This window comes from Bacteroides sp. AF32-8BH (assembly GCF_003435205.1).
GTDB classification, from domain to species: domain Bacteria; phylum Bacteroidota; class Bacteroidia; order Bacteroidales; family Bacteroidaceae; genus Bacteroides; species Bacteroides ovatus.
This window is the reverse complement of sequence record NZ_QVLZ01000005.1, coordinates 141,327-166,804: the sequence shown is the minus strand read 5'-3', so window position 1 is coordinate 166,804 and position 25,478 is coordinate 141,327. Positions and strand designations below refer to the sequence as shown.

The following is a 25,478-nucleotide window of genomic DNA, read 5'->3' as shown; positions in this document are numbered from 1 at the left end:
TTTTTCATAAACAATAGTAAATCAAATATTATCATCTTTTATTTATCAGAAGAATTGGACGCAGACATCTGCCGAACCAACTGTACAGATCCTATAATACCTGAAGGTATCAATGACATTCCGGGTGTTGCTATAGAAGTAGCAGAATAAGTGATACGTTGATCTTCAGGCAGCATAGAATCTCCAATCATGCGATTCATCAGAGAATTTGCTACATAAATCTCCAGTTTATTTTCCCCTGTCTCCAGAGCTTCCGTAATATCTATTTCCCAAGGCGAACACCACACCGTACCGACTTCCCGCCCGTTCAACACGATGCGTGCAATGGAGGCAAGCTTGGCAAAACGCAGCAAATACCGCGATTCAGACCGCTTGTCGTCCATCATCAGATTATGGCGATAAACAGCCGTACCGGAATAATACTTGATACGTTCATCCTTATGGCTAGTCCAATCCGTCAACGCAGTAAAAACAACCTTACCGGGACCACCGAGCTTTTCGGAAAAGTCTACAGTCCAATCTCCCTGAATAAAAGTTTTCTTCTCCTGCATATTCCACTCTTTCACGGGCAATTGACTTGTGCTCTGCGCATCACTGAAAATGACAAAGTAAGATTCGCGGGCAGCCATCTGCAAAGGGACTGAAATACGACCGTCAGCTGTAAGAGTACTCTGTAATGAATAACGCTTTCCTGTCACAGGATTCCATAGTTCAGCATACCTTTTACTAGTACGGAAAATAAATGTATGCGCCAAAGGAGTATCTTCATGATTATCCAGAAAATAAATTTCTCCATCCCAAAGAGTGCGATGGGCATAATAAAACTTCCTTTTTTCAGGTACAGTAACATCCGGCATCATCCCCGCTTTCGATACTGCATCAGTCAAAGACATCCCCCAGTAAACAGTTCCTTTGCCATAATGACTACATCCTTGAGGAGTGTTATTCCTTCCCCACATCATATTGACCAATTCTTCATATTCAACCATATGTTCCAAATCATGCAATGTACCTGAACGTTGTGGACGTGTTCCATAAACAGATGCACCAGCTTGCACCAAAGAAGCAATCTTACGCAAAGCCTCCAGTGTTATTTCTCCATTTCGCGGCAATACCATCATCTGATAACTCACGCCATCCGGCAATACAATACGCCCTTCTTTTACCTCCATACGGGTAAACAATGCATCAGTTGAGAAAGCATCGAAATCAAACCCCGCCGGTATGACAGGAAGACGATGAGTCAGGATTCTAACCGGGGCATTATCACCCAGATACAAACATAAGTCTATGACAGACATGCCTTGCCGCATAAGGAAAGAAGACCGGTTCTGATAATCCCAGAAATCCCGGCTATATTCCCAAAAGGTATTAGTACGGTTCAATGCATAATGACGCCCTCCGCCAGTGCTTCCGGGCAGCTTATCAAGCCAAGGTTGATGGGAAGAGGCACACCCGACAAATTCATTGATACCAAAAGCATAAGCATAATCAGCCAATTGTTTGAGTTCTGCCAATGACTGGCTAAATTTCACATCAGAGAAGGCTTCGGCAGATGCAATAGGTTTGCCATACATATGCGCAGCCGATGAGCACTCCTTTATATCATAGTTCCCGTCAGGATGATGTCCCCAAAATTCACTTTGAGGTTTCTGCACTTTTCCCTTAGCCAGAATAGGGTCGCCTGCCATACAAAGTGCGCCAAAATCCTGCGATGTAAGTATCAGATTACGCTCTTTGCACAAACGCTGAAATGTTCCGAAATATTTTTCTACTGTCAAATCCGCAATAGTACGCCGCATATCATACAGAAATCCATCCGACACTTCGCGTGATTCTACTACATATCCGGCCAATGTCGGCAGATACTTTCTTAAATCATACCCACGCAAACGCAGAAAGTCATTTTCAAATCCCGATGTCCAGTTCTGCGAACCAGCTTCATGACTATCTACCACCACTCCGTCCAAATGTCCGCCATGAGCTTCTATCGAATCGGCAATGTGTTTCAGATAATGATTCCAATGTGCCTCTGCAGCAACGGCAGATAGCTTGTCACATTCTAAACCAATCATGTTCTTACGTCCATGTTTGGTCCTTCCACCCGTTGGAACATGGGCAAAACGTACCACTACCCATTTACCGGCAGGAGCTTTCCAGCGTACTGTCCCCAATGAATCTGTCTGCTCCGTAAGATCCACTATCCGATCAGGGTCTATGATTTCATTTTTTTGATAAGAAGGCGTAAAATCATTTTCAATATATGCAGAGGTCAGAGCAGCTTTCTCCTCCCATTGGTCAATGCAGGCACGGGAAGACAAGACCACCTGCCCAAGCTCCAGATGCGGTTTCCGATCCTTTTTTTCATACCAATCATGCAGATTCAAACGAAAATATCGTCCTGTTACAGCCGGAAAAGAAAGAGTCTTCTGTTTCCATCCCCCAAGAGAAAGATAAACAGGCTTCAAATCACATACTTTTTTAAAAGTTAGTCCGTCATCAGAAACTTCCAATTCTCCCAGATTTAGCAGAACCCGGAAACCCGTTCCTACAAATTCCTCTGTAGGGGGACCTGGCACATTCATGGCATCAGTAGCCGCTTTCCCTCTGGGAGCCATTGAATAGGTAATGCAACGTGCTGTGAACTGTTTTCCAAAATCAAGCGTCATATAAACAGACTCTCCCGGTTTTTGTACAGGAATTACGGATAATTGTTTTGACGACGAGAAACATGCTTTAGCATCTATGTCCGCCTTATTGCAAGTTATCACCGGCTTCAAGACACGACTGTCATCATGTATTTCCCTCTGATACGGAAAAGCTAATATAGCCACATCTTTATAATAATCAGAGCGTGCTTCAGGAACAGGAAGCGAAAACTCCAAGTCTTTTCCGCCATCCACTATTGTCTCCACCGAAGTCAATCTCTGCATCCCCAGCGCAGGTGTTATCCATGGCCCCCCAGCCACATATCCATTGGAAATATGTGTTTCAAAAGTTAATCCCAGTCTTTTTGCCTCCTGTGAAGCGAAAACCAACATCTCCCACCATTCGGGAGAGAAAGCCTCAAAAGCTCCCTCACAGTTGCCATGGGTCTGGTCATAATAAACCACGCCGCCTACTCCTTGTTTATGAAAAGCCTCCAGATCGGCTGTAATACCCGCACGGGTAGTCACAGTTTCACCATGAAACCACCAAACTTTCGTCCGGGTAGAATCTTGCAGATACTCGAAACCATACAACGCGTCTTTCAATCCTGCAAGTTTAGTCCGGTTCTCATCCCCATAAATGAATGTAGACAGAAGAAGCAAAAAAGAAAAACAAGAATATTTTATTGACACCATATTATCTCATTAATGTATTTAATCACGACTTTCTCTTACAATTTTTACCTCTTTCAATCCTGACGCCACCAAAGGATCGCCCTCCGAAACAATGGCAGGATAGGCATAAGTAACCCTTTTCTCTTCGGGTAAAGATGCATCATAAATCATACGGTTCATCAGTGAATTTGCCACGTGTATTTCTAATTTGTTTTCGCCATGAGTCAGATATTTAGTAATGTCCAGATTCCATGGAGAACACCATACTACACCGGCTTCCTGAGAATTAACGAATACGCGGGCGATGAGTCCCGGATTTCCTAAATCAAGATAAATCCGGTCGTTTGAAGGATTGCATTGTATCGTCTTTTTATACACTGCCGTACCGGAATAATATTTAATTCTGGGGTCGGTACTTGATGTCCAATCATATAGTTCATCAAAAACGACCTTTCCCGGTCCGCCCCAGACGGGATCAAAATACACCTCCCAACTTCCTTTTATCGTTTCCGACCGGTTCGTCGGCTGATACCATTTCATAGCCGGCAGTTTTTCCTGCTTGTCCGTGAAAACAACGAAAAAAGCTTCGCGCGGAGCCATACAAAGATCAACACTTGTACTGCCATCCTTGCTTTTTCTACCAGTAAGAGAATAACGTTCACCTGTAACCGGATTCCACAGTTCTGCAAATTTTCTGTTAACAGGGAACGTAAAAGTAGTCTCCTCGGGCAAGTCCTTACGATTAGCCATAAAATAAAGATCTGCATCGGCCAGTTTCCGGTGGGCAAAATAAATCATATTATCTTTGGTATTACCGGTTTGCATTGAGATATCAGGAATAATAGACGCCTTTTCAATAGCTTCCGCCAAAGGCATCCCCCAATAAACAACCCCTTTACCAACCTGATTGAAACCTTGAGAAGCTGGATTTTCTCCCCACAGTTCATCGGCCAGACGAGTATATTCCGCCTGTTTACCGGTATCACGGTTAGAGTCGAAATGTGCACCCGGTTTAGGGCCATACACCCGGATTCCCTGTTTCACCATTCCTGCTATTTTTCGTAAGGCATCCAATGTGATATCTCCATCCCTCGGCAGAACCATCATATTGTATCCCGTTCCGTCAGGAAGCATGACCCGGTTGTTTCGGACCGACATACGGGTGAGAAGGGCGTCCGATGTAAAAGCATCGAAATCATAACCACCCGGAATATCCGGAAGCTTATAGGTCAATATCTTGACCGGAGCATTTCCTCCCAAATAAACGCATAAGTCAATGGCCGGCTTCCCTTTTCGCATCACATAGGCAATGCGGGCCTGATAGTCCCAAAATGGAGCACTATACTCCCACCATGTATTGTTACGGTTGAGACAATAGTGCCTTCCCCCACCCGTATTACCCGGATAACGATTCAGCCAAGGCTGGTAGGCCGAAGCACAAATAACAAATTCATTGATTCCCCATGCAAAAGCATAATCAGCCAATGTCTTCAGATCAGCGGCCGAATGACTGTATTTGGCATCGGTATAGGCTTCGGCCGATGCAATGTACTTATTATAGAGGTGTGCCGATGAAGAGCATTCTTTGATATCGTACATACCGTCAGGCTGGATAGGCCAGAATTCCCCCTGTGGTTTGGCTACCTTACTTTTAGCCTGAATCGGATCAGCGGGGATACAGAGAGCGTTTCCGATAGCTTGCGCTGTCAAGGTCAGCCCATTCTCCTTACACAGCCGTTCAAATGTACCGAAATAGTTATCAGAGATCATGTCGGCAATATTTCGCCGGATATCAAATAGAAAATCGTTTGAGGTTTGCACATCATTGATGATGTAACCCATCATAGCCGGAAGATATAAGGTCGGATCATATCCTTGCCGACGGGTGAACTCCTCAATAAAATTATTCGTCCAGTTCTGCGATCCCGCTTCATGACTATCCATTACCATACCCGCAAGGTTATAGTTACCGGATACTTTCAGCGAATCAAGAATAACCCCTACATAATTTTTCCACTGGAGCTCCGCAGCCGCAGCAGAGAGTTTGTCGCACTCGCGCCCCATCAGATTCCGACGACCATGTTTAATTGATGCGCCAGTAGGCACGTAAGCGAAACGCATCACCATCCAGTCACCTTCGGGAACCTCCCAGCGAAGAATACCATCCTTATCCATCTTATCGCTGATATTGAGAATACGCGAAGCATCTATCGACTCTTTGGCACTGTAGGGAGGGGTCTGATCCTTATCTATGTATTCCGGATAAAAGCCGGCTTTTTCTTCATACTCATCAAGTTTAGCAGTCGATTGTAACACAACACGGGCCAACTGCATTTCAGGACTGGAATCATTCTTCTCCCACCAGTCGTGCAAATTCAACCGGAAATATTTACCTGTAACTGCCGGAAATGAAAGAGTTTTCAAACGCCAGCCTCCAAGAGCCCGGTATACAGGCTTCAAATCACAGACAGGAGTATAATTCACACCGTCATTTGAGACTTCCAATTGCCCCAGATTGGGAAGTACCCGATAGCCGGTACCATAAAAGGTATCCTGTGGCGGTCCCGGAACATTACTTGCACTGGTAGTAGCCTTTCCTTTCGGACGCACTTCGTAGCTGATACTCCGGGCAGTGAATTCGTCATCGAACTGCAAGTTGAGATATACGGACTTTCCCTCTCCGGGAACCGGAATCTGCTCAACCGTGGATGATTTCGGATTAAATAAGTTCTCCAGATTAATTCCACTCATATTCGATGAATAGCTCACTTTCTCTGTTGCTGAAGAGATGCCACCACCTGCCGGAACAGGAAAGGCGATGACTGCCACATCCCGGGAATAGTTATAACGGTTGACCGGAACTTCCAGTTTTCCTTCAAAATACTGACCGCCGTGAAGTTTCCGTTCAGTGGCTGCCAAATACTTCATCCCGTATTCATAAGTGATCCAAGGACCTCCGGCTACAAATCCATTCGAGACATTGACCTCAAAGGTCAGTCCAAGTCGTTCGGCTTCCTTAGCCGAGAACCTCAACATCTCCCACCATTCAGGAGAAAAAGCGGGAAAAGCATTCTCCATCCCACCGTGTGTCTGGTCATAATAAACCACGCCACCGATTCCAGCCCGTTTGAATGCTTCAAGATCAGCGGTAATTCCCTCTTTTGTTGTTTCTGTTTCCCCATGAAACCACCACGTTTTGGTACGGGCACTGTCCTGCACATTCTCAAAACCGAACACAGCATCCGAAAGAGTATCCGTTGTGATAGCTTTGTGCCCCCCTATACAGCTGGTTAGTAATAACACTGCAATTAAAGATAATGTATTGCTGTTTTTCATTTTAGAATTTGTTAATTTTAGAATTTAGCGAACGATTGTTATCTAATACCTATTGAAAACTAAAAAACCTGACTATCCCAATCAATCTAACTTATATACTTCAGTACCTGCCAGTAAAAAGCATCCTACTCCATAATCTTCAAAATCAGGAACACTCTTATAAGTTACGGGCTGGCTATCTTTCGGTTCTTTACCACTTCCCTGCACATATCCCAAAGATCCATTGGAACGTACCGCTTCTTTAACTACAGCATTCCATGCTTTTACAATGACAGGCATATATTCTTTCTTATCCAATAAGCCATTCCGTACTCCCCAAGCCATACCATATATAAATAAGGTAGTTCCTGATGTCTCCTTACCGCCATAATTGGAGTCATCATGCAAACTTACGTTCCAAAAGCCATCAGTACGCTGACAGGCTTTCAAAGCTTTGCTCATTGCCAGAAAATCAGCTTTATAGTCTGCCCGATGCACTTCATCCATCGGAATTTCATTCAGCACTCTTACTAATGCCGTATACACCCAGCCATTTCCTCTGCTCCAATAGCAGTTCTTCCCATTAGGTTCTTTATAAGGAGGGACAAAATTAGCATCTCTCCACCACAATCCCTCCTTTTCATTGAATAATCCTTTCCCTATCTTATTACGCGAACAGGCGTACATCTGCCACATTTTATCATAATATTTCTGTTCACCGGTAACTTTTCCTAATTGGGCGAGAACCGGCATTCCCATCTGTATCGCATCAATCCAAGTCCAATCATCTACCTGCGGAGTATTCACCAACATATCCATTGATGCCTTGATATTTTTTATCTTCACCGGATCAGGACATATCTTGTAAAGCTCAATATAAGTCTGTCCACAACAGTGGTCGTCTGCGTTGCGGGTTGTATTTCCATCACGCAGCCCCCACTTATGAAAATCAGCCCAGTCGTATGCATAATCATAATAATCCGAACGGGGATAAATTGTGTGTAATGCCATCAGCCCTTCATAGTAAACACCCCGGGTCCAAATATTACTGGGCCTGAATTTACCCACATAACTGGGCTGGGTATAATCGGCATACTTTTTCATAAAACAATCATTGACTTTCACCAATGTTTTCAAGGTCTCTTTCCGGTCGGGAAGAGACTGTCCCGAAAGAAGATTCCATCCGGCGAGTAATGTCACAACGAAAAATAGTCGTCTTTTCATGAATTTTATTTTAGTGATACATTAAAATTAGTTTTCAGCAAATGTAGGGCGAAAACTTTTGCATAAAATGCACCCTAGTACTATTTTATTCACTCTGATTCAGAACTGCCCAAAAGAGAAGGAAAAAGACTACATATTCGATTTCTCCATGTTTTTGTATATCTGTACATAAATTACAGAGAGAAAACGCTTTCCTTTGCCTGTCAGAAATAACAAGTAATTGCAAAATGAAGAACATCTTACTTTTTTCAGTTTTGATATTCAGTAGTCTCGTAGGAAGAGCTATAACCCCGGTCGGGGAAATGAAAAGACAAATGGAAACTCTGGACAGAGGATTAGTAGCCGTGAAAACCGAGAATGGGGTTTTCGTCAGTTGGCGTGTGTTGGGTAATGAAAAGGACGTAGCTTTTAATGTCTATAAAAATGATAAGCTACTCAAATTCGTATCTGCTGAACACGCAACCAATCTGACTGACAAATCAGGTAACATAGAAGATAGATATGTAGTAAAGGCCGTAATAAAAGGGAAAGAAACAGATAGTTCTAAAGAAGTGAAACCGTGGAAAAAGGATTATCTGACTATACAACTCAACCGTCCCGAAAAAGGTATGACTCCTCCACACATTGCCTTTATTCGTCCGGACAAAGGCATCGTCAGGGAATATCCGAATGGTCAGGAATATACTTATCTTCCCAAAGATTGCAGCATAGGCGATTTGGACGGTGATGGAGAATATGAGATTATAGTAAGGTGGGATCCTACCAATCAAGCAGATAACTCCTGCTCCGGAATTACAGGTCCTGTCTATCTGGATGCCTATAAGTTAAATGGCAAGCATTTGTGGAGGATCAGTTTGGGAAAGAATATCCGGGCAGGTGCACATTATACCCAGTTTCTGGTGTATGACTTCGATGGCGACGGAAAATCCGAATTAGTTTGCAAAACTGCTCCCGGAACTGTGGATGGAAAAGGGAAGAAAATTGTTCTCGGCACAGATGATCCGGACAAAGACTGGCGAAATCTGGAAATGATTAAAGAATCATGCGGCTATGTATTGAATGGCCCCGAATATCTGACCATTTTTAGCGGAGAAACAGGGGAAGAGCTACACACTGTCCCTTATGAGGTGGCAAGAGGAGAAATTAGCTCATGGGGGGATACATATGGTAACCGTGCAGACCGCTTCTTGGCTTGTGTCGCCTATCTGGACGGAGTTCACCCCAGTATCGTCATGTGCCGTGGCTATTATCATAAAACGACTTTAGTAGCTTACGATTTTGCCAAAGGAGAATTAGTAAAACGCTGGACACATATTTCTGATGTGGAGGGTGAAGGAGCTTATGGGCAGGGAAATCACAACTTGTCAGTAGCAGACGTGGATGGAGACGGTTGTGATGAAATCATCTATGGCTCTTGCGCCATCAATAACGACGGGACATTACTTTATCGTACCGGGTTGGGACATGGAGATGCGATGCATGTATCAAAATTAGATCCTGACCTTCCAGGCTATCAGGTATGGGAAGTACACGAGGAAGTTGCAGGATACGAAAAATACGGATATGAAATGCATGATGCCAAAACCGGAGAAATCCTTTGGGGAGGTCCTACCAGCGAAGACAACGGACGAGGATTGGCTGCCGACATTGATCCTAACCACCGGGGATTTGAGATGTGGAGTGCCGACGCACCGGGAGTCTACAACTGTAAAGGAGAGAAAATCTCCGATCAGAAGCCTTCTATTTGCTTCCGTATTTATTGGGATGGAGATTTACAAGATGAAATACTGAATAAAACAACTATTAGTAAATGGGACGGACAGAAGCCTGTACCGTTGCGTACCTTCACGGAGGCCCAATATACAAGTGGCACTAAAGCTGTTCCTAATATCAGTGCTGATCTTTTCGGTGACTGGAGAGAGGAGGTCGTTTTCTGTGATGCAAAGGATCCAAGCAAATTACATATATACACTACGACCATCCCTACCGATCATCGCTTATATACATTAATGCACGATCCGATGTATCGTCTGGGTATCGCCTGGCAGAATGTAGGCTATAATCAACCACCCCATTTGGGATTTTATATTGGAGACGGACTGGAAAATATACCTTGGCCAAAAATGTACACACCTGAATAGAAATAGATATAGTCTTATAAAAAATGCACAGATCATCGATAATCAGCCGATTTTCTGTGCATTTACCACTTAAAAGTTTATTTCTTACCAGACTCACGCAAAGATATCGCTCCGCAGAATATAACCGATAACATCTCCCTTACGTACGGTAGCACCTTGCTGTGCACATATTTCCACCACCCGTCCGGTGAATCCGGTCAGAATCTTTTCATATTCTCCCCATGGAGTAGAAAGGTAACAAAAGACTTCGTCATGCTGATATTTACGTCCGATGAATGGCGCAATGGACGGTCCTTCCACGGAAACTTCCCAAAGCACCTGCCCGTTGTCGGGAGCAATAACCGGATCTGCCTTGGCACGCTTCAGCTTCTTGATATCTTCCTCGGAATAACCACTCTTTGCCATGGATGCATCCTTAGCATGTTGTAATTCATCTTCAAAACGTTTCTTGGCAACACCCGACTTATAATCGCGATACTGGCGATCGTGCATAGCTAGTTCAAAAAGTTCTTCGTCATCCTCTCCATACTCCCAGCCATTCTCATCCATTTCCTTGCGATAATCATCCAGAGCATCCGGATAATTCAACTGCGGATCAGTATCGACAAACTCATATCCTTTAGACTTCGCCAATTCTATAATCTCCGGAGCAAGCGTACCCGGCAGACGTCCACTCTTACCCAGAATCATATCCCAGGTATGGTTGTCTATCATTGTCCAGCGCTCTTCCCCTTTTACCAATTGCATAAGATTCATCAATGCAACATTCTTCACATACTGACTGAAAGGAGTCACCAAAGGAGGATAACCCAACTTAGGCCACACATATTCCACTTCGTCGAAAAGCATTACCAGCAGATCGTCAAGACTAAGTTCAGGTTCGTTCTTACTCCGCAATATCATATTGATACCGGAATGTACCCCTTTCAAATCTGCCATCATAGACCCCATCATGCCACCCGGCAAACCACATTTCAACAAAAGTGAAGACATATATTTATTGGTAGGATCCATGAAGTAACCCAGAAAATCGTCTATGAATTCCTGCGTCATCGCGCGGGCTTTCATATATGCTTTCATATTGATATCGGGAACTTGGAATCCTAAATCTTTCAACATTGCCTGTACCGAGATCACGTCCGGATGCACTTTGCCCCAAGACATGGGCTCCATAGCCACATCTATGATATCCGCACCATTTTCGCAAACCTCGAGGATAGATGCCATAGACAATCCCGGTCCGCTATGACCATGATATTGTATCAATACATCCGGATGTTTTTCCTTGATAGTCCTGACCAGTTGCCCCAACATACCGGGGCAACCGATACCTGCCATGTCTTTCAAACATATTTCAGGTGCACCGGCCTCAATCAGTTGATCGGAAATTCGGGCATAATACTCAACGGTATGCACCGGAGAATACGTGATACAAAGAGTCGCCTGCGGAATCATACCCGCTTCCAGAGCATATTTAATGGAGGGAATTATGTTTCTCGTCTCATTCAGTCCACAAAAGATACGGGTGATATCCACCCCTTGTGCATGCTTGACTTTATACATCAATTTACGCACATCCGCCGGAACCGGATACATACGTAATGCATTCAAACCACGATCGAGCATATGTGTTTGAATGCCCGCTTCTCTAAAAGGTGCGGTAAAAGCACGGACAGCTTTATTAGGATTTTCGCCGTACAATAGATTCACTTGCTCAAAAGCACCTCCATTCGTTTCAACTCTTGTAAAACAGCTCATCTCAATAATCAATGGAGCTATACGCACAAGCTGGTCAACCCGAGGTTGATACTTACCGGAAGATTGCCACATATCCCGATAAACAAGACTGAATTTGATTTCCTTTTTCATCATAGCCAATAATAAGTGATTTTTTCTTTGGTTAACTTCACATATACAAATATAAAGGTTTGTTTTGACATATAGTCAAAACAAACCTTTAAAAAATGGGTAAATAGAGATGTTTTACATCATAATGAAAGCAAACTATTTCCGCATACGTCTTAACAGTATAAATAACAAATCAAATTGTCTAATGTTCAGATATATCCCCTTAAGAATCCAAAGGCTTCACGAAGTTTATTCATACTAAGGTTTGCACGAATGCAAATCGCTTTTCAAAGTCATCATTCGGTATAAAAAGGATAAGATAACCATCAGGCATAATCCATCTATCACGGAGTTTATCATATTCAAAATTACTATTGCAATAATTAATATAAAATGTTATATTAGTGGAGTCATTAAGATAAAGAATAGATTTATTACAGATATCATTTTCAAAAACACAAACTAAGACAGCATTGTCCACTACAACCTCAATGCCTTTACTTGCTTCCTCTTTAAACAAGTATTCATATATACACATCTCTTTTTTAAAAAACAATCTTTGAATGCGGCTACTTGTATTAGTGAGCACGCTTCTTCCCACATACAGCAAATTTTCAAAGTGTGAATGCAATTTAAGAGTATCCATTTCATCATTTTTTATTGTTATTACTTTGCTAAATATTTTATGACTGATCTCTCTCATTTAAGATTCTTGATTTGCCAGACATAATTTATTCTCCAAAGTAACATATTCACATTCATATACTCACAATCATATATGATTGTATGATAAGTTTCAATTAAAATAAAGAATTACAAGAAGAAACATCTACCCATTCAAGGTTACACAAATAAAGATGAAATGAGACTGTCTTTAATAATGTAGTGATTATTAACCAAACACACAAAGATTTCGTATATTTCTCATTTCAGTACACCGAAAAAAGTTTATCTTTTCTGTATAAACGACTTTTGAGTTTCTAATAAATTCTCAAGGAGTTTATTAGAAACGGTATCCAAGTTTATTAAAAACCCGAATGTAGCTTTCAGAAGGGGATACATTGAATTTATGCAACAAAAAAGGCTGCAAATCCTATAAAAGGTTGCAACCTCAAGCTTTTTATCGGGTCGTCTATACCCTAATCCTCATAAGGATCTCCTAGATGTTTTGTTATAATCTTATACTGTTTCATCGTCAGATAACGATGATTATACGGCATATAACCGGTCGGTACAAGTTCTTTGGTCAACGGGTTACAGTCTTTAATCCATCGGCTTAGACAACGCACTGCATTTTTACTGGTCGTACATCCGGGGAAGTACAATGCAGCTAATACAGCAAAAGATAAGATTCGTCTCATTTCGTTTTTAAAGTTTTAATTTGTCGTTTCATTGTTTCTTTCGTTATACAAATATACAACATCAAAAAGCGTTTGTCAAGTCTTTTGGGATTTTGCCGTTAATATAAAGGATTATTTATCCATACAAGACTGATTTTCAATCAATTAAGTTATCATTTTATTTTTTCAATATTTGACATTAAAATTATTGCAAAGCACTTAAAATAAAGCAATATCTTTCCTTTAAAAGGAACACCCCATTGGTTTTAAAGGAACGATGCCTTGGTTTTAAACCAACGAGGTGTTCCTTTTAAACCAAGAAAACACTTATATTCAGACCTTATTTTCTAATTTTCCTAGAAGCTGCAATAGTATTCAGGAAGACTTACTTTCCTCCCCATTACTTACCCCAAAAGCATTCTACTTTAGCCATTAAGAGTGCATCGTGTACGATAACAGTGAAAATCAGTGAAAGAATTTAAAAGAGAAACAAATACAACAGAATTATTTGGAGGTTAGTTTGCAAAGACATACATTTGTCATGTGATTTTTTTCATAGTATTAGATTTAAGGTTAACAAAGGTTGGAGCAAGGCGTTGCTCCTTTTTTTATATCCATATATGAGGTTAGTCTATACGAGTTAATTCAATAACTGATACATTCCTCCTGCCAATACACGAACTACTCCTTTCATTTCCAGTTCAAAAAGAATAGCATTTATCTTATGTACGGGAATATCTGCTTCTACTACCAGAGAATTAATCTGTAAATTCCCCTGTTTCTGCAGGATAGAGACAATCTTCTGTTCTTCTTCGGACAACTCGAGAAAAAGACTACGTTGCACATTTACTTTCTCGGAAGAAGTTGCCGGTATATTCCATCCCATTGCCTGTACAAGATCTTCAGCCGATAATAGTAAGGAAGCCTTATTATCTCTAATCAACCGATTACACCCCTTTGAATATTCATCATTTATCCGGCCGGGAAAAGCAAAACAATCGCGATGATAGCTTTCAGCAAGTTCAGCAGTGATTAATGAGCCTCCTTTTTCTGCCGATTCAATGACAACCGTAGCATCACACATACCTGCGACAATGCGGTTACGACTGACGAAATTATGTTTGTCGGGATTCGTACCGGACAGAAATTCGGTCAATAATCCTCCTTTTTCGAGCATATCAATGGCTGTTTTTCGATGGACATAAGGATAAATGCGATCCAGACCGTGAGCAAGAACACCTACCGTAGGCAGGTCATTGACCAGCGCTTCACGATGCGCATGGATATCGATCCCATAAGCAAGCCCGCTGACTAGCAACACATCAGGACAAAGTGTTTTCAGATCGCGTAAGAAAGAGGCGCAAATCCGGGTACCATAATCAGTGGCATTACGGGTGCCTACCATATTTATTATATGCAGGGAATTCAAATCGGTATTTCCTTTAAAGAAAAGGACGATAGGAGCATCTTCACATTCCCGCAAACGGGAAGGATAAGCTTCGTCATGGAAAGTCAGGCAGGAAATCCGGTTCTTTCGGATAAATTCATATTCCTGTTCGGCACGGATCACAGCTTGCGGACAATCCAATGCGTCTACCACCCGTTGACTCACTTCAGGAATACGTTCCGGTATTTCTTTACGCAGACGGAAGACATCAACAGCATTATTCATTCCGTCTATCAGATGTTTCGCCCCTATGTGCCCGATACCGGGCACCATTGTCAGGGCGATACTATAAATCTGTTCTTCCTCGGAACTGTTCATTTCAGGTAAGGGGCAAAGACGCTATCGAATAATTCGCTGTCACTCAAACGTCCGTTTACCACACATACCGTTTCAACAGTGGATTTCACTACTACTTTATTATCACTCTTACGGAAAATATCCTGATAGAATACATATTTGATACCTTCCTTCTTCATATAGAGTTTAGAGACAAACTCGTCTCCGCTTTTCAACGGCGTTTTGAATGCCATATTAATGCGTGCCACTACCGGATCGACCCCCTGTTCGTGGAGTGCAGCAAAACTGATGCCTACCGACGTCAGAAACTCATGGCGGGTATGTTCCAGATAATGCTGATAGTTCGCATTATTAACAATCCCTTGAAGGTCGCACTCGTAATCACGCACCTTCATTTCCAATTCATAGATATAGTTCATTTAAATTGAGAATTAAAAGTTGAGAAATAGCAGTTAGCCTCTTTTTTGCTCAATATCGAGTCCTTTGAACTTCTTCAGTTCTTCGGTTGATACCAGTTTATACAGCTTGTCACTGGGGCGTATCTTATCCGATTTCATGGAGAAGTGCTGGCCTTTCTTCACAGTCTGTACGGATTCCAAGTCAACGCGGGCTTCTTCCAAAGTCATGAATAGAGCACCTGTGGTCGGTCCGGTAATGAGAAGTTTATCGCCTACGCTGACTTCCGCAGCCTCTACCAGGAATTCAGAAACTCCGATGTTAGAGAAGTATTTGATACCTTTACCTACATATATCTTACGTTCCGTAGCTGCCGAACCATAGTTTCTGGTCCATTCGCCTAGACGTTGTCCCAAGTAATAGCCATCCCAAAAGCCGCGGTTGAATACAGTTTTCAGACGTTCGTCCCAAGCTGTAATCTTTTCATCGGTAAATGTACCTTCCAGATAAGCCTTGATAGCCTCTTTGTAACATTCTACCACTGTTCGTACATATTCAGGTCCACGAGCACGGCCTTCAATCTTGAATACACGCACACCGGCATCCAACATCTTATTCATAAAATGAATGGTCTTCAAATCTTTCGGTGACATGATATATTCGTTATCAATATCCAGTTCCACATCCGTCTCTTTGTCACGGACAGTATAGGAACGGCGGCATACCTGCATACAAGCGCCACGATTGGCAGAATGGTTCATCTCATGTAAAGAGAGGTAACATTTACCCGATACAGCCATACAAAGCGCACCGTGACAGAACATTTCAATGCGAATCTGTTCACCGCTCGGACCACAAATATGTTCTTCCTGAATCTGGCGATAGATTTCGGCTACCTGCTCCAGATTCAACTCACGGGCCAATACTACCACATCTGCAAATTGTGCGTAGAATTTTAAAGCCTCTGCATTGGAGATGTTCAGTTGAGTGGAAAGGTGTACCTCCTGCCCTATCTGACGGGCATAATTCATCACCGCCACATCGGCTGCAATCACAGCAGAGATTCCGGCTTCCTTGGCTGCATCAACAATGGTATGCATCAATGGAATATCTTTATCATAGATAATCGTGTTGACCGTCAGATAACTTTTCATCCCGTGTTCATCACACGTACGGGAGATCTCCCGCAAATCATCAATCGTAAACGTATTGGCCGAACGGGCACGCATGTTCAGGTTTTCTATACCGAAATAGATAGAATCGGCACCTGCCTGAATAGCCGCAGCAAGAGATTCGCGCGAACCGACAGGAGCCATTATTTCAAAATCTTTCAAACTAAGACTCATAGAATATATACTTATTTGTATCAGTTAAGCAAATGAATGCGTACAAAGGTAGGCTTTTTTCCGTATTTTTGCAGCGAAAACAAGAAGTTACTTCAATCATAAACAGTAAATATCAGATTCATATATGAAGATAGGCCAAATAGATTTGGGTAAATATCCCATCTTACTTGCTCCGATGGAGGATGTGACTGATCCGGCTTTCCGCCTGATGTGCAAGAGGTTCGGAGCAGATATGGTATACACCGAATTTGTGTCGAGCGATGCGCTGATTCGCGCTGTCAGCAAGACTGCGCAGAAACTAAGTATCAGTGATGCCGAACGTCCCGTTGCCATCCAGATATACGGGAAAGATACGGAAACGATGGTGGAAGCTGCCAAGATTGTGGAACAGGCACAACCTGATATTCTGGATATCAATTTCGGATGCCCGGTAAAAAGAGTAGCCGGAAAAGGAGCAGGAGCAGGTATGTTACAGAATATCCCCAAGATGCTGGAGATCACCCGTGCGGTAGTAGATGCGGTGAAAATCCCCGTAACGGTCAAGACCCGCCTGGGATGGGATGCTAACAACAAAGTAATTGTAGAGCTAGCAGAACAGTTACAGGATTGTGGTATTGCTGCACTGACTATACATGGCCGCACCCGTGCACAAATGTATACCGGAGAAGCAGACTGGACATTAATAGGCGAAGTGAAGAATAATCCACGGATGCATATTCCTATTATCGGTAATGGTGACGTGACGACGCCTCAACGCTGCAAAGAATGTTTTGACCATTACGGAGTAGATGCTGTCATGATTGGTCGTGCCAGCTTTGGTCGTCCATGGATATTCAAAGAAGTGAAACACTATCTGGAGACTGGGGAAGAATTACCACCGCTAAGTTTCGACTGGTGCATGGAGGTGCTTCGCCAGGAAGTGGTCGACAGTGTAAATCTACTTGATGAGCGCAGAGGTATTCTGCATGTACGCCGTCATTTGGCTGCCAGCCCATTATTCAAAGGAATCCCTAATTTCCGTAATACGCGTATTGCCATGTTACGGGCAGAAACAAAGGAAGAGCTTTTCCGCATATTTGAAGAAATCACTTTCCAACGTAAAGAGAATCCGGAAATTTAATCCACCATAGATCATAATCTTCATCCGCAAACTCTGACTCCTGCGGATGGAGATTATCTGTTTCAAAATACAGAAGTATATTCCAATTTTCTACTTAAACATAGGTTGTGCAAACCACTTCTTAAACATCCAGGTCACAACCACATACAATAGGAATGCAGAGAAAAACCCTACAATGGCATCAATCACATAATGTGCCTGAATATATACGGTAGCCCCGCAAAGCAACATATAGAAAGGTATCAGACAAGCAAACAATTTCTTACTACCACGCCAAGCCATAATCATCAGAATAGTAGAAATACCGACGTGTGAACTGGGGAATGCTGCCGTAGGACGTTCGCCTACCTGCTGTGAGCCCTCCACTAAGCTATAAAAGAATCCATGCTGATAACCCGGTCCGGGAAGTAATTCCTGATTATGATTGAAATAGTCACCGATAGCAGGGAAAATACCTTTAGATACATTATCAATCCCGATGGCAGGGAAATAGAATTGAGGCCCCGCGACAGGAACGAATATATAAATCAGATAATAGATAAAGAAGGAAGTGACGAGAACAAAAGACATCTTTTCGAACCACTCAAACTTATAAATGAAATAAAACAATGCCACAATCAGCATCATCGGATAATAAAAGAAATATCCCATATTAAATGCTTCACTGACGATAAGGTGCGGAAACGTATGGCAAAACCAGATAGCAGGCTGACCATTGAAAATAAACTCCTCGGCAGTTGCAAATACATGATCTAAATTCGGAAAGAAACGATTAAACTCGAAAGTATCCGGATACCAGTAAGACAATAGACTCATCTGGATAACAATGCGCACAAACGCTGAAAACTTACAGGGGGCAAGACGATAAAGATACATCAACAAAAAGGTCATCGCCGCGATCATAGCCCTATCCAGCAACATGTGCCATGGATGATCCATTCGCTGAAACAGGAATAGAATCAATATGGAAGTCAACAGATTATAAATCAGTGTAATCTTTTCCACAGCAAACAACCCTTTACGGGTTTCTACGCGCTTAAATAAGTCTAAAGCCATCCTTCATTTTTATACCAGGCAATGGTTTCACGAACTCCCTTTTCCAAATCATATTCGGGTACATACCCAAGTTCTTTCATTACCGGGGATATGTCGCATTGCCAGTTGCGTTGTTTCATTATCTTATATTTATCCGAATTCAGGGTACTGCTCCTCCCGGAACGTGTAGCAATGAATTCAGCGAACAAAGATATAACTTTTAGCACAATTAATGGACATTTCAAGTGAAGAACAAACGGATTGCCCAATTCTTTTTGTATCAGATCCGAAAAGGCACGACTTCTATAGATTTTCCCATCTGTCAGGAAATACGCCTTTTGAACCACTTTTTTCTCCATTCCCAGAAAAATCGCCTGCACAATGTCCTTCACATAAACAAAAGTCAAGTCCTGGCGTCGAAAACCGACCGAAAAGTCTACATGCTTCTGAATGGACTTGGCCATCAGGAAATAGTCTGACTCACGGGGACCATAGACTCCCGTAGGACGATAAATGACATAAGGAAAACCGGGAATACTCTGAATATATAATTCCGCTTTCAATTTACTCAATCCATAAGCCGTATTAGGCATCGGAGTATCTTCTCCGCTTATCGGAGTATAATCCTTCTCACGTACAGGTCCGAATACACTCAACGTGCTAATATATATAAACTGCTTCGGAACCATATTCAATTCCTTCAGCGTGTCTATAAAATATTTAGTCTGAAGATAATTCACATAATCAAAGGTCTTTTTATCAGAACACTTTGTCACACCGGCGCAATGGATGATATAATCAAATTTGCTGTAAGTACCTTTATGCCCGGAGAGTTGGGCGCGAAGCTCATTGGGATGTGCAAAGTCCAGTTCCAGAAAGTGAATTTTCCGGTTCTTTAAATACCGCTTGCTACTCGTGGGGCGAATTCCGGCCCACACACCAAACTTTCGTTTCAACGCTTCCTCCACGATGAAACTTCCTATAAAACCACTTGCACCTGTAATTAAAACACTCTCCATTATTACTTCCCTGGTTCTACATGAATATTGATTCAAAAAATATGATGCCACAAAGATACGATAAATATAAAATAAAAGCCATTTTGCTTTTCTCAATTATTATTTGTTTATTTGCAACGCGATTTATTTACTATTCAACACTTTTAAAGCACGTGGAAGATAAGGCCGATTTTGATTTTCTTTTTAAAGAGTACTATCCTCAACTTTATTATTACGCATTTCATTTGATTAATAATATGGAGGCTAGCAAAGATATCGTCAGCGACGCCTTCGAATTTATTTGGGCCAATTATGCTAAAATAGATAAAGCCACAGCTAAATCTTATCTATATGTCTACGTTCGCAACAAAAGCATTGATTTCCTGCGGCATCAGAATACACACGAACAATACGTACAAATCTATTCCGAACTGACCAAAAGTTATGTTGAGACGGAGTATCAGGAGCAGGATGAAAGAATGATGCATATCAGTAAGGCGATGGAAAAACTGACTCCACATACCAGGCATATTTTAGAAGAATGTTATATTCAACGCAAAAAATATCAGGAAGTGGCAGAAGAATTAAATATTAGTGTCAGTGCAGTCAGGAAGCATATTGTGAAAGCATTACAGGTGATACGTGAAGAATGTGCAAAAAAATCATAAAGCAGGTGTCTTTATTTTATGATTAAACGTAATATAAATAAGTATTATACAGTCGAACAGTGATGAATAAAGATATTGACAATATAGATAGTACAGATAAATCTGTAGAGAAGGCACTCGACATTATGGAGAGCTCTTCAGAAATAAACGTCGAACAACTGCAGGAAATGCTTAAAGATGAAGAAACCCTGCAGGCTTGTCGCGACATCATGGATAGCAGCCTCTTCCTACAACAAAAAAGTGGAATGGAACTACCCAATATAGAGATGGAGCTAGAACGATTCAAGAAAAAACAGTACACGGCAAGAATGCGTTCCAACTTCTGGAAAGTAAGTATGGGAATAGCCGCCATGATTGCCGTTCTATTTGGAACTTACTATCTTATCAATACCCTGACGACCCCTGCCCTGAAACCAATCACAGTATTTACTGCTGATGCTGCCCCTCAACATATCACTCTGCAAAAAGATAACGGAGAAAAGATTGTATTAGACGAACCGCAATCAAACAATCAAACCTTACCACAGAAAATGATCTCAAAGTCCGAAAAGAAAGAATTGGATTACAGGCAAGTCATTTCAACGACCACTCAAACACATGTACTCACTGTTCCACGCGGTGAAAGTTTCAAGGTAGTGTTATGTGACGGCACGGAGGTCTGGCTCAATGCCAATAGTAACTTTGTCTATCCAACGGCCTTTATTGGCGACGAACGTATCGTCACTTTAGAAGGTGAGGCTTATTTTAAAGTGGCCAAAGATCCGGAGCGACCTTTTATCGTAAAAACCAAAACTGTACAAACCCGCGTTCTCGGTACTGAATTTAATATACGCAGCTATACTCCTGAAGATACTCATGTAGTGCTTATTAATGGAAAAGTAGAAGTCAGCAATACCAAAGGAGGATCATATACCAGACTATATCCGGGAGAAGATGCACATCTGCAATCTGATGGCAACTTTATCCTGGCAGAAGTAGATCTAGACTCCTATGTTTATTGGAAAGACGGCTATTTCTACTTTGACAATGTCACATTGAAAGATATTATGCAAAATTTGGGACGTTGGTACAATGTAAACATAGAGTTCAGAAACAAAGAAGCGATGGAGTATAAAATGCACTTTATATCCGATCGTACCAAAGACCTGGAACATACGATCTCATTACTTAATAGAATGAAAAAAGTGACAGTCACCTTGCAAGGCAATACGCTTACTGTAGACTAGATTTTTATTGCATAAGTATAACTAATCTATGCAAAATACAACAAAATATCACTTTTATTAAAAAATAAATCGCAAAAGGGGTATCCATTTTTTCTTCTCATACGCACTAGTTATATAAACATGTTCAAATAGTGTTATTAAAGACAAACGTATGAGAAATAATTGGAACCTACTTATTGTGTGTTTTCTATGCGTATTATGTTTCCGACCCTACCAAGTAAATGCTCAGGTGCAATCGCAAAAGAAAATCACGATTGAAATTAGCAACGAACGGTTGCCGTCCGTACTAAAACGTTTAGAAAAACTATCCGGATATAAGATCCTGTTTACGTATGACGATGTCAAGAAATTCACCGTTTCTGGCTCCGTCAAGGATAAGAGTATAGAGCAGACTCTCGATATAATCTTAGCCAATAAGCCACTGGAATATCATATTGAAGACCAATTTATCACAATTACTATCAAAGGTCCTTCCAAACAGGCGAAAGTATTCAATGTGAAAGGAGTGGTTATTTCCGGTGATGACGGACAGCCGCTCATTGGTGCAACCGTTGTCATCAAAGGAAGTAAGTCCGGTGTATTAACGGATATAGATGGAAAATTCTCGATAGAAAATGTATCCAATAAATCCCTGTTACAATTTTCCTATATAGGAATGAAACCGCAAGACCTGACTCCTGCTCCAAATATGAATGTTACATTAATGCCTGATGTACAAACATTATCTGAAGTAGTAGTAACAGGTATGCAGAAAATGGACAAACGTCTGTTTACAGGAGCAACCAAACAATTGTCCGCAGATGAGGTCAAACTAGATGGTTTGCCTGATATCAGCCGGGGACTTGAAGGACGTGCCGCAGGCGTATCTGTACAAAATGTTTCCGGCACATTTGGTACCGCCCCAAAAATCCGGGTACGTGGTGCTACATCTATTTTCGGTAGTTCAAAGCCACTATGGGTGGTAGATGGAGTCATCATGGAAGATGCTATCGACGTAGGTCCGGATGACTTATCCTCAGGAGATGCCGAAACATTGATTAGTTCAGCTATTGCCGGATTGAATTCAGATGATATTGAAAGCTTTCAAATATTGAAAGACGGATCAGCAACCTCTATCTACGGTGCGCGAGCCATGGCAGGGGTTATTGTAGTAACCACCAAAAAGGGAAAAGCCGGTGTCAGCAAAATCAGCTATACCGGTGAATTTACAACTCGTATGATTCCCAGTTATAAAGAATTCAATATCATGAATTCACAGGAACAAATGGGAATCTATAAAGAAATGGAACAAAAAGGATGGCTCAACAATAGCGATACTTACCGTGCAAAAGATAGCGGAGTGTATGGACGTATGTATCAGTTAATCAATCAATACAATCCGGTTACAGGACAATTCGGACTTGCCAACACTCCGGAAGCACGTAACGCTTACCTGCGTGAAGCGGAAATGAGAAATACCGACTGGTTTGATACTTTATTTTCCAACAATATCACACAAAATCATTCTGTCAGTATCACTTCCGGAACAGAAAAATCTTCATTCTATGCTTCATTAAGTGCCATGTCAGACCCGGGGTGGTACAAGCAAAGTGAAGTAAAACGCTATACAGCTAATTTAAATACAACATATAATATATATAAGAATTTATCTATAAATTTAATATCCAGTGCTTCCTACCGTAAGCAGAAAGCGCCCGGAACACTGAGTTCTGAAGTGAATGCAGCTAGTGGAGAAGTCACCCGTCAATTTGACATCAATCCATATTCGTATGCACTAAACACATCACGCGCATTGGATCCGGCAGTCAACTATACAGCTAACTACGCACCATTCAATATCCTTCATGAATTAGATAACAATTATATGGACTTAAACGTAGTTGACGTTAAATTCCAAGGAGAAGTAAAATGGAAAGCACTTCCAGAATTAGAGCTTAGCGCATTAGGAGCAGTCAGATATCAAGCTTCTTCGCAAGAACATAATATTAAAGACCACTCGAATCAGGCAACAGCATATCGCACAGGAATGGATGACGCCACTATTCGTGACAACAATAATTTACTCTACACCAACCCCGACAATCCTTATGCTTTACCCATCAGCATACTGCCGGAAGGCGGTATTTACCAGCGTAAGGACTATCGCATGCTGGGAGTAGACTTTCGTGCCACAGCATCCTGGAATCATTTATTTGCAGAAAAGCATATAACCAATCTTTTCGCTGGTATGGAGGTGAATGATTTAAAACGCATGCAGAATTATTTTCAAGGATGGGGAATGCAATATACAATGGGCGAAATTCCATCGTACGTATATGAATTTTTCAAGAAAGGTATTGAGTCCGGTGAAAATTATTATGGATTAAACCATACCACAACAAGGAGTGTAGCAGGTTTTGCCAATGCAACCTATTCGTATGATGGCCGTTATACAGTAAACGGAACATTCCGCTATGAAGGCACCAACCGCATGGGAAAAAGCCGTTCTTCCCGCTGGTTACCTACATGGAATATTTCAGGAGCATGGAATGTACATGAAGAAAATTTCTTCGAAACACTCAGCTCCGTGCTGTCACATTTGACATTCAAAGCATCCTACTCTTTAACTGCCGACAGAGGTCCGGAATATGTAACAAATTCACATGCCATAATCACCAGCTATTCACCATTTCGCCCTTTCACCAGCGGACAGGAAACCGGACTTTATGTATCCGACCCCGAAAATAGCGAATTGACTTACGAAAAGAAGCATGAATTAAACATCGGTGCTGATATGGGATTCTTAGACAACCGGATCAATTTCTCAATCGACTGGTATAAACGCAACAACTATGACCTGATTGGTATAACTCCGACACAAGGAGTAGGTGGTTCTATTTATAAATATGCCAATATAGCCTCCATGAAGTCACATGGTATTGAATTCACCATCTCAAGCAAGAATATCCAATCGAAAGACTTCTCATGGAATACAGATTTCATCTTTTCCAAAGCAAAAAATGAAGTGACCGAGCTTAACGCCCGTTCCAGCGTGATGGATCTGGTTTCAGGCTATGGTTTTGCGCGTCAGGGCTACCCGGTGCGTGGTTTGTTCTCTATCCCATTTGTCGGCCTAAGTTCAAATGGTATCCCAATGTATAATATCAATGGAAAAATAACCAGTACTGATATTGATTTCCAAACACGTGACAATATAGACTATCTAAAATATGAAGGTCCCACTGATCCTACTATAACAGGTAGCTTTGGTAATATCTTCACCTATAAAGCATTCAAGCTAAATGTATTTATCACCTATTCATTTGGTAATGTAGTACGTTTAAATCCGTGCTTCAATTATCAATACAGTGACTTATCCTCTATGCCCCGTGAATTCAAAAATCGCTGGACAGTTCCGGGTGATGAGAGGCATACCAATATCCCTGCCATCATTTCCAAACGTCAATATGAAGATAATAAAGATTTGATGTATGCATATAATGCCTATAATTACTCTACAGAACGAATTGCCAAAGGAGACTTTATTCGTATGAAGGAGATTTCCTTGTCCTATGATTTTCCAAAATCATGGATTACATCAGCAAAGATATCCAATTTATCTTTGAAACTTCAGGCTACCAATTTATTCCTAATCTACGCAGATAAGAAGCTAAACGGACAGGACCCGGAATTCTTCAATACCGGTGGAGTTGCCTCCCCTGTACCCCGTCAGTTCACATTAACTCTTAGATTAGGATTTTAACCATTCAGATAA

General features: G+C 41.7%; 16 protein-coding genes. 5 read left to right on the top strand and 11 right to left on the bottom strand.

Annotated features, from left to right (window positions below; all coding sequences use genetic code 11):
- Positions 1-38: 38 nt before the first annotated feature.
- The 3 genes from DWZ47_RS05290 to DWZ47_RS05280 all read right to left on the bottom strand — a co-directional run bounded on the left by DWZ47_RS05290 (position 39) and on the right by DWZ47_RS05280 (position 7,862).
- Positions 39-3,344, bottom strand: a complete 3,306-nt coding sequence (locus DWZ47_RS05290; RefSeq protein ID WP_117512464.1) for a glycosyl hydrolase — start codon at positions 3,342-3,344, stop codon at positions 39-41.
- Between the two features lie 18 nt (positions 3,345-3,362).
- The gene (locus tag DWZ47_RS05285) at positions 3,363-6,659 is read right to left on the bottom strand and encodes a glycosyl hydrolase (protein ID WP_117512463.1); all 3,297 of its coding nucleotides are present in this window, start codon (positions 6,657-6,659) and stop codon (positions 3,363-3,365) included.
- An 81-nt stretch (positions 6,660-6,740) separates the two neighbouring features.
- Positions 6,741-7,862 (bottom strand): glycoside hydrolase family 88 protein, encoded by a 1,122-nt coding sequence (locus tag DWZ47_RS05280; RefSeq protein ID WP_117512462.1) that lies wholly within the window; start codon positions 7,860-7,862, stop codon positions 6,741-6,743.
- Positions 7,863-8,089: 227 nt separating this feature from the next.
- Between DWZ47_RS05280 and DWZ47_RS05275 the strand changes: the two genes are divergently transcribed.
- Complete coding sequence (locus DWZ47_RS05275) at positions 8,090-10,003, top strand: rhamnogalacturonan lyase (protein ID WP_117512461.1); 1,914 nt, start codon at positions 8,090-8,092, stop codon at positions 10,001-10,003.
- A gap of 93 nt (positions 10,004-10,096) precedes the next feature.
- On the opposite strand, the gene DWZ47_RS05270 is transcribed toward DWZ47_RS05275, so the two are convergent.
- The 6 genes from DWZ47_RS05270 to DWZ47_RS05245 all read right to left on the bottom strand — a co-directional run bounded on the left by DWZ47_RS05270 (position 10,097) and on the right by DWZ47_RS05245 (position 16,677).
- Positions 10,097-11,872: an oxaloacetate decarboxylase gene (locus DWZ47_RS05270; RefSeq protein ID WP_117512496.1), complete on the bottom strand. Its 1,776-nt coding sequence runs from the start codon at positions 11,870-11,872 to the stop codon at positions 10,097-10,099.
- Between the two features lie 232 nt (positions 11,873-12,104).
- Positions 12,105-12,554, bottom strand: coding sequence for a hypothetical protein (locus tag DWZ47_RS05265; RefSeq protein ID WP_233525001.1), 450 nt, complete (start codon positions 12,552-12,554; stop codon positions 12,105-12,107).
- Between the two features lie 436 nt (positions 12,555-12,990).
- Positions 12,991-13,212: a DUF4248 domain-containing protein gene (locus DWZ47_RS05260; protein WP_004324036.1), complete on the bottom strand. Its 222-nt coding sequence runs from the start codon at positions 13,210-13,212 to the stop codon at positions 12,991-12,993.
- Positions 13,213-13,831: 619 nt separating this feature from the next.
- Positions 13,832-14,956 (bottom strand): DNA-processing protein DprA, encoded by a 1,125-nt coding sequence (dprA, locus tag DWZ47_RS05255; protein ID WP_182281601.1) that lies wholly within the window; start codon positions 14,954-14,956, stop codon positions 13,832-13,834.
- Positions 14,953-15,354, bottom strand: a complete 402-nt coding sequence (locus DWZ47_RS05250; RefSeq protein WP_004302689.1) for an acyl-CoA thioesterase — start codon at positions 15,352-15,354, stop codon at positions 14,953-14,955. Before DWZ47_RS05250 ends, dprA begins: the two co-directional genes overlap by 4 nt.
- Before the next feature lie 33 nt (positions 15,355-15,387).
- On the bottom strand, positions 15,388-16,677 hold the full coding sequence (locus DWZ47_RS05245) for a peptidase U32 family protein (RefSeq protein WP_117512460.1): 1,290 nt from the start codon (positions 16,675-16,677) through the stop codon (positions 15,388-15,390).
- Positions 16,678-16,801: 124 nt separating this feature from the next.
- On the opposite strand from DWZ47_RS05245, the gene dusB reads away from it, so the two are divergent.
- Positions 16,802-17,797: a tRNA dihydrouridine synthase DusB gene (dusB, locus tag DWZ47_RS05240; RefSeq protein WP_008646729.1), complete on the top strand. Its 996-nt coding sequence runs from the start codon at positions 16,802-16,804 to the stop codon at positions 17,795-17,797.
- Between the two features lie 90 nt (positions 17,798-17,887).
- Here dusB and DWZ47_RS05235 read toward each other — a convergent pair whose 3' ends face one another.
- Both DWZ47_RS05235 and DWZ47_RS05230 read right to left on the bottom strand, forming a co-directional pair.
- Entirely contained in the window at positions 17,888-18,853 is a 966-nt protein-coding gene (locus DWZ47_RS05235; protein WP_004312256.1) for a phosphatase PAP2 family protein, read from the bottom strand.
- Positions 18,844-19,851: an NAD-dependent epimerase/dehydratase family protein gene (locus DWZ47_RS05230; protein WP_004302697.1), complete on the bottom strand. Its 1,008-nt coding sequence runs from the start codon at positions 19,849-19,851 to the stop codon at positions 18,844-18,846. The genes DWZ47_RS05235 and DWZ47_RS05230 overlap by 10 nt, the downstream gene beginning before the upstream one ends.
- A gap of 44 nt (positions 19,852-19,895) precedes the next feature.
- Between DWZ47_RS05230 and DWZ47_RS05225 the strand changes: the two genes are divergently transcribed.
- The 3 genes from DWZ47_RS05225 (at position 19,896) to DWZ47_RS05215 (ending at position 25,466) form a co-directional block, all read left to right on the top strand.
- A complete protein-coding gene (locus tag DWZ47_RS05225) occupies positions 19,896-20,498 on the top strand; it encodes an RNA polymerase sigma-70 factor (protein WP_004312254.1) in 603 nt (200 codons plus the stop codon).
- Between the two features lie 62 nt (positions 20,499-20,560).
- Positions 20,561-21,724, top strand: a complete 1,164-nt coding sequence (locus DWZ47_RS05220) for a FecR family protein (RefSeq protein WP_117512459.1) — start codon at positions 20,561-20,563, stop codon at positions 21,722-21,724.
- Between the two features lie 151 nt (positions 21,725-21,875).
- Positions 21,876-25,466, top strand: a complete 3,591-nt coding sequence (locus DWZ47_RS05215; RefSeq protein WP_182281600.1) for a SusC/RagA family TonB-linked outer membrane protein — start codon at positions 21,876-21,878, stop codon at positions 25,464-25,466.
- Positions 25,467-25,478: the final 12 nt, after the last annotated feature.